The sequence below is a fragment of the Lysinibacillus sp. UBA5990 genome (genome assembly GCF_002429815.1).
Classification (GTDB): Bacteria; Bacillota; Bacilli; order Bacillales_A; family Planococcaceae; genus Lysinibacillus; species Lysinibacillus fusiformis.
Map to the genome: position 1 here is coordinate 73,672 of NZ_DJAY01000016.1, position 12,785 is coordinate 86,456.

Consider the following 12,785-nt stretch of genomic DNA (forward strand, 5'->3'; position numbering starts at 1 on the left):
GTAAATAAGTAACCTTTCAAAGGAGTTGTCCTTTATTGGCAGCAAATTTAACAGCACAAAATGCGTACAAACAAAATAGTGTGACGACTGCTTCTCCTGGCGAGCTGACTTTAATGCTATATAATGGATGTTTAAAATTCTTGAATAAGGCGAAACAAGCTATTCAAGAGAAAAATGTCCAAGAAAAAAATACAAATCTTCAAAAGGCGCAGGCAATCATTGCCGAGCTTATGTCTACACTCAATATGGATTTAGAGATTTCTAAGCAAATGCTACCTCTTTACGAATATATGAATCATCGTTTAGTCGAAGCGAATATTCAAAATGATGTAGCCATTATTGAAGAAGTAGAAGGATTAGTGACGGAATTCCGCGATACGTGGAAGGAAGTTATTCGCATTAATCGACAACAGCAATTTGGTCAGGGAAACAGCGGACAAATTTAGACACTATTAGAGACCATCCACCAAGATGGTCTCTTTTCTTTAAGACAATCATCCGCTAAAAATTATCACTAAATAGTCATAAATTAGGCTGTTCAACGGTAAAATATGTTACTTATTCCCCTAGCTGTAAGATGGGCATCGTGTCATAATCAAAGCAATATAAATGTTTAACAATATACTGGGGTGGGAATATGATTTTTAAGCGTCAAGAAGGTTTCCGATTTAAATTTGAGGAGCCTGTTCAAATTACTTTTGCTGTTTACGAAAATGGGAGAGTTAATTATGGGCAGACGGCTATGGCTGAATTGCTGGATATTAGTCCGCGTGGGTTAAAGATGTATACGGAAGTGGATTTAGGTGTGAATCCTCCACCATTGGATATCCATTTTGTGCTTGATACACAAGAGGTGCGGGCTTATGGTGAAGTGATTTGGAGTCGTCCATTTGGTAGTGGTAAGCAATACGGCGTTTATTTTAATGATCAAGGACGAGTTGAAGAGTTGATTGTAGATGAATTAAAGCTACGACGTAAAAAGGAAGCGGCAGAGGCGAAAAAGCAAAGCCAATATTAATTTTATAAAAGTTTTTTGTAAAATAAAGAATTATTTTAGAGGAATTTCACACACTTGTGTAGAAATAGATAGTATAGCAGTTATAAAGGAGGAGTTTACATGTTAAACTTTAACATTCGTGGTGAAAATATTGAGGTAACTCCAGCTATTCGAGAGTATGTTGAGAATAAAATCGAAAAAGTTGAGCGTTATTTTAACGAAGATGTTAACGCCAATGCTAACGTAAATTTAAAGGTTTATAATGACAAGCAAACAAAAGTGGAAGTCACAATTCCAATGAAGAACTTAACTCTTCGTGCTGAGGAGCGTCATAATGACATGTATGCTGCGGTTGATCTAATTGTTGATAAATTAGAGCGTCAGATTCGTAAGCATAAAACAAAAGTAAACCGTAAATTCCGTGAGCGTGAAGGGGCAGGCCTTTATTTTGCTACTACTCAAGCAGTCGCTGATACGACTTTGGATGAAGAAGAATACTCCATTGTACGTACAAAGCAATTTGATTTAAAACCGATGGATCAGGAAGAGGCTGTATTACAAATGAATATGTTAGGACATGATTTCTATGTCTTTACAGATGCTGAATCAAACGGCACTAATATTGTGTATAAACGTAAAGACGGAAAATATGGCTTAATTGAAACAACTTAAACTTCATGATGACAAAGGCTCTCGCGATGGCGAGAGCCTTTTTGTATGGCTTTCTTATGCAAGTAGGGTGACTGTTTGCATGAAACTGTTACACAATGGTAAAATGAAAGTTGAATCTATATAGGAAGTGAAAAACATTCATGGCAAACCTATTAAATAAATTATTTGATTTCAATAAACGTGAGTTAAAAAAATTAGAAAAAATTGCTGACCAAGTTGAGGGATTCGCTTCTCAAATGGAACAGCTTTCAGATGAACAATTACAAGCGAAAACAGAAGAGTTTAAAAAGCGTTTTGCTGATGGAGAGAATTTAGAATCGATTCGTGCGGAGGCTTTTGCTGTTTGTCGCGAAGCGTCGAAACGTGTGTTAGAGATGTACCCATTCCGTGTTCAAATTATGGGGGCAGCTTCACTTGATGAAGGTAACATTTCTGAGATGAAAACGGGTGAAGGTAAAACGTTAACAGCTACGATGGCGGTTTATTTAAACGCGATTACTGGTAAAGGCGTGCATGTTGTCACAGTCAATGAATATTTGGCTAGCCGTGACGCTGCCGAGATGGGACAGCTGTACAATTTCCTAGGTCTTACAGTAGGTTTGAATTTAAACAGCCTATCAAAAGAAGAGAAGCGTGCGGCCTATGAAGCGGATATCACTTATAGTACAAACAATGAATTAGGGTTTGACTATTTACGTGACAATATGGTTCTTTATAAAGAAGAACGTGTTCAACGTCCACTTCACTATGCTGTCATCGATGAGGTTGACTCGATTTTAATTGATGAGGCGCGTACGCCATTAATTATTTCGGGTCAGGCTGGGAAATCAGCACAGTTGTACAAACAGTCTAATGCGTTTGTACGTATGTTAAGTGCAGAAACAGATTACACATATGAAGAGTCAACAAAAGGTGTTACATTAACGGATGCTGGTGTTGAAAAGGCTGAAAAAGCATTTGGCATTGACAACTTATTTGATTTAACACATGTCCGCTTAAATCATGCCATTAACCAATCGTTAAAGGCACATGTGAGCATGCATAATGATGTTGATTATGTTGTCCAAGAGGGCGAAATTGTGATTGTTGACGGCTTTACAGGTCGTTTAATGAAAGGGCGCCGATATTCGGATGGCCTTCATCAAGCTATTGAAGCTAAAGAAGGCGTTGAGATTCAAAATGAATCAATGACAATGGCTACCATTACGTTCCAAAACTATTTCCGTATGTACCAAAAGCTTGCGGGTATGACAGGTACAGCGAAAACAGAGGAAGAAGAGTTCCGCAATATTTACAATATGAGCGTAATTGCGATTCCTACGAATAAGCCAATTGCTCGTGATGACCGTCCAGATTTAATTTTTGCTTCTATGGAAGGAAAATATAAAGCAGTGGCGGCTGATATTGCAGAGCGCCATAAGGCAGGACAACCTGTGCTTGTTGGTACGGTTGCGATTGAAACATCGGAAATTATTTCGCAATTGCTTGATAAACATAAAATCCCTCATAATGTACTGAATGCGAAAAACCATGAACGCGAAGCAGAAATTATTGCTAATGCTGGTTCAAAGGGTGCTGTAACGATTGCTACAAACATGGCAGGTCGTGGTACCGACATTAAACCTGGTGAAGGTGTATTGGAAATTGGCGGGTTAGCGGTAATTGGTACTGAGCGACATGAATCCCGTCGTATTGATAACCAGCTACGTGGACGTTCTGGTCGTCAAGGGAATCCAGGGGTGACACAATTCTATCTATCATTAGAAGATGATTTAATGCGTCGTTTCGGTTCAGATAATATGAAGTCTATGATGATGCGTTTAGGTATGGACGATACACAACCATTGCAATCAAAGGTTGTGTCGAGAGCTGTAGAATCAGCGCAGAAACGTGTTGAAGGTAATAACTTTGATGCTCGTAAGCGTTTATTACAATATGATGATGTTCTCCGTCAGCAACGTGAGATTATTTATAAAGAGCGTTATGATGTTCTAGAAACAGAAAATATGCGCGTGCTTGTGGAGTCGATGATTCAAGAGACAATCGACAATGTTGTTGGACTATATACACAAGGTGAGCAAAAAGATTGGAATCTAAAGGCTATTGATGACTTTGTGGCTGCTAATTTGCTAGAAGAAGGTCAACTAAAAGTAGCCGATTTCCAAGGCAAATCTGCTGAAGACATTAACCAATTGATTTCAGAAGCTGTCCATGCTCGATATGATGAAAAAGAAGCTGAGCTTACTCCAGAGCGTATGCGTGAGTTTGAAAAAGTTATTTTATTACGTTCTATTGATACAAAATGGATCGATCATATTGATGCTATGGATCAACTTCGTCAAGGTATCCATCTGCGAGCATATGGTCAAAATGACCCGCTACGTGAATATCAACAAGAAGGTTTTGCGATGTTCGAAGATATGGTCGCTTCCATTCGCGAGGATGTTGCGAAGTATGCGATGAAGGCTGAAATTCGCAGCAATCTTGAGCGTGAAGAGGTGGCGAAAGGTCAGGCAGTTAATCCGAAAGAAGAAGGCGGTCCTGCTCCAAAAAAGCAACCTGTTCGTAAAGCTGAAAATATTGGACGTAATGATTTATGTCCGTGTGGAAGCGGTAAGAAGTTTAAAAACTGTCATGGTGCAGCTCAATAATATAAATGGGAAAGATCATTTTAACTGTATGTTGAAATGATCTTTTTTTGTATAAAAAAATAAATTATTGTCATAAAAGTCATAATTTATAGACAATAGTAAAATATGGGTATACAATAGCTGTAATAATAGGAATTTAGTTTTAGAGAAATCTTCTATTATTATCCTAAATTATTAGGTGTGATGGAGTACTAAGGATTAAGTGACGAAAGATTTTGAGAAGCTGAGGTGTGAGAAATGTGGGGAGAAATAAAGTTTTCCAAGCAATTTCGACTTGTAGAAAAAAGCGGGAATGTACGGACCTTGGTATATTCCTTTTTTATTTAAGCTGAAAACATAAGTGCATAAAGGGGGAATAAGGATGCATAAAAAGGATATTATGAGTAGTGAAACTATGCTGTATATGCCTGTGTATGATTCCTTTGGAAATTTATGTACTCGGGTGATGGAAAAAAGGAACGAATATATTTCTAAATTACCACCAACGAAGTTAATGGACTATAATCTTCGTTATTATGGTTCTAGCTTAAGAGGGGCTTTCGATGGATCGAAAATGATTTTAGGGAAACTTAATAAAAATCCAATCGTTGTGGATGAGCGTGGTAATATTTTATGGTTTCCAAGCAAATCGCCTCTACATCCGGAATGTATATGGTTTGCAGTCCATCATATTGATGAGTATATCTCTGTGGATAAAAAGAGCACAAAGATAATCTTTACGAATGGTCAGGAAATTATTGTAGATGTTAGTGTCAAAACGATAGAGTATCGTATTCAGCGGGCATTTTTATTAAAATATAGATTAGAGAGAAGAACGAAGCATTTACTTGTTCAATATGATCGTGTGAAATTATTTCAACGTTTTGCACTTGATATGCTTGAGGACGAGACGTAGGATCGTGTTTTTATGTATGTTTTCCTCTGTAAAAACGTTATAATAAACAGATACGGAGCTTTCACAATAGTCTCCATTACTAACGTTCGGAGGATTTTACAATGATTGAATTAGCAGATGTACGCAATGTGTTAGACACTACAGCCAAAAAATTGGTGGACTTCAGGGGGTCTCTTTGACTTAGAAAACAAAGAGGCACGTATACAAGAGCTAGATGAAATGATGCTAGAGCCAGGGTTCTGGGATGATCAACAAGGTGCACAAGTGATCATTAATGAGGGCAATGGTTTAAAAGCAATTGTTAATGAATATAAAGATTTAGAAGAAGTACATGAGAATTTAGATATGACACTGGAGCTTTTACGTGAAGAACCAGATGAAGAATTGCAGGAAGAGTTAGGGAAAGAGCTGGCGGAATTTCAACAAAAAATGGCTGATTTTGAGCTACAATTATTATTGAGCGGTCCATACGATCAGAATAATGCTATTTTAGAGTTGCATCCAGGAGCAGGCGGAACAGAGTCACAGGACTGGGGTTCTATGCTACTACGTATGTATACACGATGGGCTGAGAAGCGTGGCTTTAAAGTGGAAACAATGGATTATCTTCCTGGTGATGAAGCAGGCATTAAATCTGTTACCATTTCGATTAAAGGTCATAATGCTTTTGGTTATTTACAGGCCGAAAAAGGTGTCCATCGCCTAGTGCGTATTTCACCGTTTGATTCATCAGGCCGTCGTCATACTTCTTTCGTTTCTTGCGATGTCATGCCAGAATTTGACGAAAATATTGAAATTGATATTCGTACAGAGGATCTGAAAATTGATACGTATCGTGCGACAGGTGCGGGTGGTCAGCATATCAATACAACAGATTCAGCTGTTCGTATTACACACATCCCGACTGGTACGGTTGTACAATGCCAAGCAGAACGTTCACAAATTAAAAACCGTGAAAAAGCGATGGCCATGTTAAAAGGGAAATTATATCAATTAGAGTTAGAGAAGCAACAGGCACAGCTTGATGAGATCCGTGGTGAACAAAAGGACATTGGCTGGGGCTCACAAATTCGCTCGTATGTATTCCATCCATACTCAATGGTAAAAGATCACCGTACGAATGAAGAAACAGGGAATGTCGGAGCGGTAATGGACGGCGATTTAGATCCATTTATTAATGCTTACTTACGTTCAAAAATTAACTAATCCATCCCCCAAGAGTTGCTCTTGGGGGATTTTTTTTAGTTAAAAGGGTGGATGATAGGGTGAGTCTTGACTAAGTTGTTTTCGTTCATTCATGTAATGTTTATAGAGCATAGATGCATTCACAAACTGTTTACTAATAGAAGCATATTGAATAGGTAGCTCAATCTTTTTATCGTTTTTTAATGTGACAACACATCCTGTTTCGCTCGGCGTAATATTGATAATCGCATGGAGCCCTATCCATATATTATGGATGGAATTCGGTGAATAGGTTGGTAGAAAGATGCAAGGAAAACCATAATCAAAGGCCACAACGATTGGTAGCTTATGTTGATTACCAAAAAAGCGTTTAGCAGATTGCTTTGCTGCTTCATAGGTGGAGCCTAATGAAATACAAGATTTTCTCAGTACATGCATCGGCTTCCGAGTAACAATTAGCTCATTATGTTTGTCAATAACATGAGTGAAAACTTTAGTATCATGCTGAACTGGTTGTAGCAAGTAAGTGTTAAAGGAAATTAAATAACCATTTACAAATTTAGTAGTCATATTGAAAATGCCTCCCTTTTCTTTTAATAACCGTAGTGTAGTACATAATATGAATTTCAAAAAATATACAAAGTAACGAAACAAGGTTGATAAATGAATGAAATGCTTAGAGAGTTTGCTTTAAACTTTTAGAGTTTACTAGTTAACCCAAGTTATTTTCAAATCGTAAGCATTGCTTTTTAATTTCAATTTTCATATAATTTAGAAAAGGATCGGGGTGAGATCGTTGGATAAATATTATTCGTACACAGATTTTCTAAAAGCCGTTGGTCAGTCAAAAAAAGTTGATGAGGCAGAGAAATTATTAAACGAGATTTATTTAGATTTATTTTTAAATCGTATCCAGCGTATGCATCGACAAGAGCAGCTCATCGTTCTATTAGATAGGGCGCTCGATGAAAAAGATGAAAACGCATTTTATCAATACGCAACCGAACTCAATTCCTTGCAGCAAACAGAAGATGAATCATACTAATAATTCCGCTCTCCTCGACTATGGAGAGCGGAATTTTTGTTTTTGGGAACGATAGAGTGGATGTACTATGCACTTTATTTATGAAAAATGTTGCTCTAAAAATGAGAAAAGACAAGTGGCGACTATCATTCTACAATTGACGTCTCATTAATAGATATAGCTTGAAAACCTGTCGAAACGGCTATTATGAGAGTAGAGGTTGAGTATTCATCTTCCATTTTAGGGGTAGAAAAAAATTTTACAAACATTCGTTCGTTAAATGTTCGAAATTTTAATATTGCTATGCTAAAATATATGTACAAATTGGAAAGAAAGGACGGGGACAGGTGTGCAAACTTTTGATTTACAAGCGCCATATCAGCCTAATGGGGATCAGCCACAGGCAATTGCGGAATTAGTGGAGGGTGTGAAAGCAGGCAAGCGTCATCAAACATTACTTGGTGCTACAGGAACTGGAAAAACGTTTACGATTTCAAATGTAATCCAGCAGGTTAAAAAACCGACACTCATTATGGCCCACAATAAAACATTAGCGGGCCAATTATATAGTGAGTTCAAAGAGTTCTTTCCAAATAACGCTGTAGAATACTTTGTTAGTTACTATGATTATTACCAACCAGAAGCCTATGTACCGCAGACAGATACTTATATAGAAAAGGATTCTAGCATTAACGATGAAATTGATAAGCTGCGCCACTCTGCAACTTCTGCATTATTTGAGCGTGATGATGTCATTATTATTGCATCTGTATCCTGTATTTACGGTCTTGGTTCTCCTGAAGAATATCGTGAAATGGTTGTATCGATCCGAACGGGTATGGAAATTGAACGTAATCAGCTATTGCGCAAACTTGTAGATGTTCAATATGAGCGTAATGATGTTAGTTTTACACGCGGGACGTTTCGGGTACGAGGAGATGTAGTTGAAATTTTCCCAGCCTCACGTGACGAGCATTGTATTCGTGTCGAGTTTTTTGGGGACGAAATTGATCGCATTCGTGAGGTAGATGCTTTAACTGGAGAAATATTATCAGATCGAGAGCATGTCGCTATTTTCCCAGCATCCCACTTCGTTACACGAGAAGAAAAAATGAGAAAAGCGATTGAAAATATTGAAAAAGAATTAGAGGATCGTCTGGCTTTACTGCGTGCCGAGGATAAATTATTAGAGGCTCAGCGTCTAGAGCAACGGACACGTTATGATTTAGAAATGATGCGTGAAATGGGCTTTTGCTCAGGGATTGAGAACTATTCACGTCACTTAACTTTACGTGAAGCAGGCGCGACTCCATATACTTTGCTTGATTATTTCCCCGAGGACTTTTTGCTTGTAGTAGATGAAAGTCACGTAACTCTTCCGCAGGTAAGAGGGATGTACAACGGTGACCAAGCGCGTAAAGGGGTACTCGTAGAACATGGTTTCCGCCTGCCATCTGCGCTAGATAACCGTCCATTGCGTTTTGAAGAATACGAAAATCGAGTACATCAAGCTATTTATGTATCTGCCACACCTGGACCCTATGAGTTGGAGCATACACCTGAAATGATCCAGCAAATTATTCGACCTACTGGTTTACTGGATCCATTAATTGATGTCCGTCCTATTGAAGGTCAAATAGATAATTTGATCGATGAAATTCAGGAACGAATTGCACGTGATGAGAGAGTGTTAGTAACAACACTAACGAAGAAAATGTCAGAGGATTTAACGGCCTATTTGAAGGAAATGGGCTTAAAGGTTGAGTATTTGCATTCTGAGATTAAAACATTAGAACGCATTGAGATTATTCGTGAGCTACGGAAGGGCACATATGATGTACTAATTGGAATTAACTTATTGCGAGAAGGACTTGATATTCCTGAAGTTTCACTTGTTGCCATTTTAGATGCTGATAAAGAAGGGTTTTTACGTTCAGAACGTTCCCTCATTCAAACGATTGGTCGAGCTGCGCGTAATGCGAACGGTCATGTCATCATGTATGCAGATCATGTAACAGACTCAATGAAAAAGGCGCTTGATGAAACAAAACGTCGTCGTGAATTACAAATGGCATATAACGAAGAGCATGGTATTACGCCTCAAACTATTAGTAAAAAAATACCAGAAGTAATTCGTGCTACACAAGTGGCAGAAGAGGAAGAATCCTATGTAACAAAGGCGACGAAGGGCAAAAAGCTGACAAAGGCAGAAAGAGAACAGCTCTTAGCTTCTCTAGAAATAGAAATGAAGGAAGCAGCAAAAGCGCTAGATTTCGAACGTGCAGCTGAGCTTCGAGATACAATATTTGAATTGAAGGTAGAAGGGTGAATGACTTGTGAAAAATACTGAAATTGTCGTGCAAGGTGCACGTGCTCATAATTTAAAAAATATTAATGTCACAATTCCACGTGATCAATTAGTCGTTTTAACAGGATTATCAGGCTCAGGTAAATCTTCATTAGCGTTTGATACGATTTATGCGGAGGGACAACGACGTTATGTCGAGTCTCTTTCCGCCTATGCGCGTCAGTTTCTTGGGCAGATGGACAAACCAGATGTTGATGCAATCGAAGGATTATCGCCTGCTATTTCAATTGACCAAAAAACGACGAGTCGAAACCCACGCTCTACGGTCGGGACGGTTACAGAAATCTATGATTACTTACGTTTACTTTATGCGCGTATTGGCAAGCCGATTTGCCCGAATCACGGGATAGAAATTACTTCCCAAACGATTGAGCAAATGGTGGACCGTTTATTAACTTATCCAGAAAGAACCAAAATGCAACTTCTTGCGCCAATGGTCTCGGGCCGTAAAGGAACACATGTTAAACTGCTAGAAGATTTAAAAAAGCAAGGCTTCGTTCGTGTGCGAATTGATGGAGATTTACGAGATTTAGATGATGCGATTGATCTTGATAAAAATAAAAAACACTCTATTGAGGTAGTGATTGACCGTGTTGTAATGAAGGAAGGCGTCGCTGCACGTTTAAGTGATTCTTTAGAGACAGCTCTTCGTTTGGCGGATGGTCGTGTGCTTGTAGATGTCATGGAGCATGAGGAATTACTGTTTAGTGAACATCATGCCTGTCCAATATGTGGTTTTTCCATAGGAGAGCTAGAGCCACGCATGTTTTCATTTAATAGTCCATTTGGTGCTTGTCCAAGCTGTGACGGTTTAGGCTCGACGCAAGAGGTGGACTTAGATTTAGTGGTGCCTGATTGGGATCGTTCTTTATTAGAGCATGCTATCGCACCTTGGGAGCCAACAAGTTCACAGTACTATCCTCAATTATTAAAAGCAGTTTGTGATCACTATAATATTCCAATGGATGTGCCTGTAAAAGATCTACCAAAAGACAAAATGGACAAAGTGTTATTTGGCTCAGGAAAAGAGAAGATTCACTTTCATTATGAAAATGAATTTGGCAATGTGCGAGACCAAATGATTGAATTTGAAGGTGTTGTCCGAAATGTAGAGCGTCGTTTTAAAGAGACAACTTCAGATTATGTTCGTGAGCAAATGGAAAAATATATGGCACAGCAGGCTTGCCCTTCTTGTAAGGGTTATCGTTTAAAGCCAGAAACATTAGCTGTGAAAGTTGCCGACAAACATATTGGTGAGGTGACACAATATTCAATTCAGGAAGCCGACACATTTTTCAAAGAGCTAGATCTCACTGAGAAGGATATGAAAATTGCTCGTCTAGTTTTACGGGAAATTGAAGAGCGACTGGGCTTCCTTGTTAATGTAGGTTTAGACTATTTAACTTTAAGTCGTGCGGCAGGTACATTATCAGGTGGGGAGGCACAACGTATTCGCCTTGCTACTCAAATAGGTTCACGATTAACGGGCGTTCTATATATTTTAGATGAACCATCGATTGGCTTACACCAAAGGGATAATGATCGCTTGATTAGCACCTTACAAAACATGCGAGACATTGGTAATACACTGATTGTGGTGGAGCATGATGAAGATACGATGCTAGCAGCTGATTATCTGATTGACGTTGGACCAGGTGCAGGTGTACATGGTGGCCAAATTGTTGCAGCTGGTACACCACAGGAAGTCATGGAAAATAATAAATCTTTAACAGGACAATATTTAAGCGGGAAAAAATTTATCCCATTGCCAATTGAAAGACGTCAACCGAATGGTCGTAAGCTTTCGATTAAGGGTGCCAAGGAAAATAATTTACACAATGTCAAAGTCGACGTTCCACTTGGCTTATTTGTCGCAGTGACAGGTGTATCTGGTTCAGGGAAATCCACGCTGATTAATGAAATTTTATATAAATCATTGGCACAGAAGCTGAATCGTTCTAAGGTTAAACCAGGAGAACATAAAGAGGTAACAGGGATGGACGAGCTTGAAAAAGTCATCGATATTGACCAATCTCCAATTGGCCGTACCCCACGCTCGAATCCAGCTACTTACACGGGAGTCTTTGATGATATACGCGATGTTTTTGCTACCACGAATGAAGCAAAGGTACGAGGCTATAAAAAAGGTCGTTTTAGTTTTAATGTCAAGGGTGGTCGCTGTGAAGCATGCCGTGGAGATGGAATTATTAAAATAGAAATGCATTTCCTTCCTGATGTGTATGTTCCTTGTGAAGTATGTCACGGCAAACGCTATAATCGCGAAACACTTGAAGTGAAATATAAAGATAAAAGTATTGCAGATATTTTAGATATGACGATTGAAAATGCAGTAGTATTCTTCGAAAATATTCCAAAGATTCAACGTAAGCTTCAAACTATTGTTGATGTTGGCTTAGGTTATATGAAATTAGGTCAACCTGCTACAACATTGTCTGGAGGAGAGGCGCAGCGTGTAAAATTAGCATCTGAATTACATCGACGTTCAACAGGTAAATCATTCTATATTTTAGATGAACCAACGACAGGCTTACATGCAGACGATATTGCACGTTTACTTGTAGTGCTACAACGTCTTGTTGAAAATGGTGACTCCGTATTAGTTATTGAACATAATCTAGATGTTATCAAAACTGCTGATTATCTTATCGATTTAGGTCCAGAGGGTGGAGACAAAGGTGGTACGATTATTGCAACAGGTACACCTGAAGAAGTGGCAGAAGTGCCGGGTTCTTATACAGGGAAATATTTGAAACCAATTTTAGAACGTGACCGTATGAGAATGGAAGCAGTAATAGCAGAAGCTTCTAAATCTTAATCCCAGCCTTCAATCGGAATGCGAAAAGCGCAACTCAATCCATAGAATTAAAGAAGAATGGGAGCACATCTTTCGAGCTGACAAGAAGGAAAGCCTTCGTTGAAATAAAAAATCCATTTTATTTCAATTTTGCAGTGAAACTTTTCAAAAAAAGAAT

At 38.6% G+C, this 12,785-nt stretch carries 10 protein-coding genes; 9 read left to right on the forward strand and 1 reads right to left on the reverse strand.

Annotated features, from left to right (window positions below; all coding sequences use genetic code 11):
• The first annotated feature begins 35 nt into the window (after positions 1 to 35).
• The 6 genes from fliS (at position 36) to prfB (ending at position 6,421) form a co-directional block, all read left to right on the forward strand.
• Positions 36 to 446: a flagellar export chaperone FliS gene (fliS, locus tag B3D94_RS22175; protein ID WP_069480107.1), complete on the forward strand. Its 411-nt coding sequence runs from the start codon at positions 36 to 38 to the stop codon at positions 444 to 446.
• A 191-nt stretch (positions 447 to 637) separates the two neighbouring features.
• Positions 638 to 1,018 carry a PilZ domain-containing protein gene (locus B3D94_RS22180; RefSeq protein WP_069480108.1) on the forward strand — a complete coding sequence of 127 codons (381 nt, stop codon included), beginning with the start codon at positions 638 to 640 and terminating at the stop codon, positions 1,016 to 1,018.
• Between the two features lie 99 nt (positions 1,019 to 1,117).
• Positions 1,118 to 1,669: a ribosome hibernation-promoting factor, HPF/YfiA family gene (gene hpf / locus B3D94_RS22185; protein WP_012292915.1), complete on the forward strand. Its 552-nt coding sequence runs from the start codon at positions 1,118 to 1,120 to the stop codon at positions 1,667 to 1,669.
• 140 nt (positions 1,670 to 1,809) lie between these two features.
• On the forward strand, positions 1,810 to 4,320 hold the full coding sequence (gene secA, locus B3D94_RS22190) for a preprotein translocase subunit SecA (protein WP_069480109.1): 2,511 nt from the start codon (positions 1,810 to 1,812) through the stop codon (positions 4,318 to 4,320).
• 361 nt (positions 4,321 to 4,681) lie between these two features.
• Complete coding sequence (locus B3D94_RS22195) at positions 4,682 to 5,215, forward strand: competence protein ComK (RefSeq protein WP_069480110.1); 534 nt, start codon at positions 4,682 to 4,684, stop codon at positions 5,213 to 5,215.
• Positions 5,216 to 5,316: 101 nt separating this feature from the next.
• A protein-coding gene (gene prfB / locus B3D94_RS22200) for a peptide chain release factor 2 (RefSeq protein ID WP_372427840.1) occupies positions 5,317 to 6,421 on the forward strand; the annotation gives its coding sequence in 2 pieces (ribosomal slippage) (positions 5,317 to 5,391 and positions 5,393 to 6,421; 1,104 coding nt in all).
• Between the two features lie 39 nt (positions 6,422 to 6,460).
• Here prfB and B3D94_RS22205 read toward each other — a convergent pair.
• Positions 6,461 to 6,970: a competence protein ComK gene (locus B3D94_RS22205; protein ID WP_193830984.1), complete on the reverse strand. Its 510-nt coding sequence runs from the start codon at positions 6,968 to 6,970 to the stop codon at positions 6,461 to 6,463.
• Positions 6,971 to 7,196: 226 nt separating this feature from the next.
• Between B3D94_RS22205 and B3D94_RS22210 the strand changes: the two genes are divergently transcribed.
• The 3 genes from B3D94_RS22210 to uvrA all read left to right on the forward strand — a co-directional run bounded on the left by B3D94_RS22210 (position 7,197) and on the right by uvrA (position 12,628).
• The gene (locus B3D94_RS22210; RefSeq protein WP_291760930.1) at positions 7,197 to 7,445 is read left to right on the forward strand and encodes an IDEAL domain-containing protein; all 249 of its coding nucleotides are present in this window, start codon (positions 7,197 to 7,199) and stop codon (positions 7,443 to 7,445) included.
• Between the two features lie 328 nt (positions 7,446 to 7,773).
• Positions 7,774 to 9,753 (forward strand): excinuclease ABC subunit UvrB, encoded by a 1,980-nt coding sequence (uvrB, locus tag B3D94_RS22215; protein WP_069480113.1) that lies wholly within the window; start codon positions 7,774 to 7,776, stop codon positions 9,751 to 9,753.
• Positions 9,754 to 9,760: 7 nt separating this feature from the next.
• A complete protein-coding gene (gene uvrA, locus B3D94_RS22220) occupies positions 9,761 to 12,628 on the forward strand; it encodes an excinuclease ABC subunit UvrA (RefSeq protein WP_069480114.1) in 2,868 nt (955 codons plus the stop codon).
• The last annotated feature ends 157 nt before the right edge of the window (positions 12,629 to 12,785 follow it).

What these genes read in the sequence shown, in the direction of transcription:
- B3D94_RS22195 (WP_069480110.1), top strand. Translation starts at nt 4,682, where the DNA reads ATGCATAAAAAGGATATTATGAGTAGTGAAACTATGCTGTATATGCCT.
- secA (WP_069480109.1), top strand. Translation starts at nt 1,810, where the DNA reads ATGGCAAACCTATTAAATAAATTATTTGATTTCAATAAACGTGAGTTA.
- B3D94_RS22180 (WP_069480108.1), top strand. Translation starts at nt 638, where the DNA reads ATGATTTTTAAGCGTCAAGAAGGTTTCCGATTTAAATTTGAGGAGCCT.
- B3D94_RS22205 (WP_193830984.1), bottom strand. Translation starts at nt 6,970, where the DNA reads ATGACTACTAAATTTGTAAATGGTTATTTAATTTCCTTTAACACTTAC.
- hpf (WP_012292915.1), top strand. Translation starts at nt 1,118, where the DNA reads ATGTTAAACTTTAACATTCGTGGTGAAAATATTGAGGTAACTCCAGCT.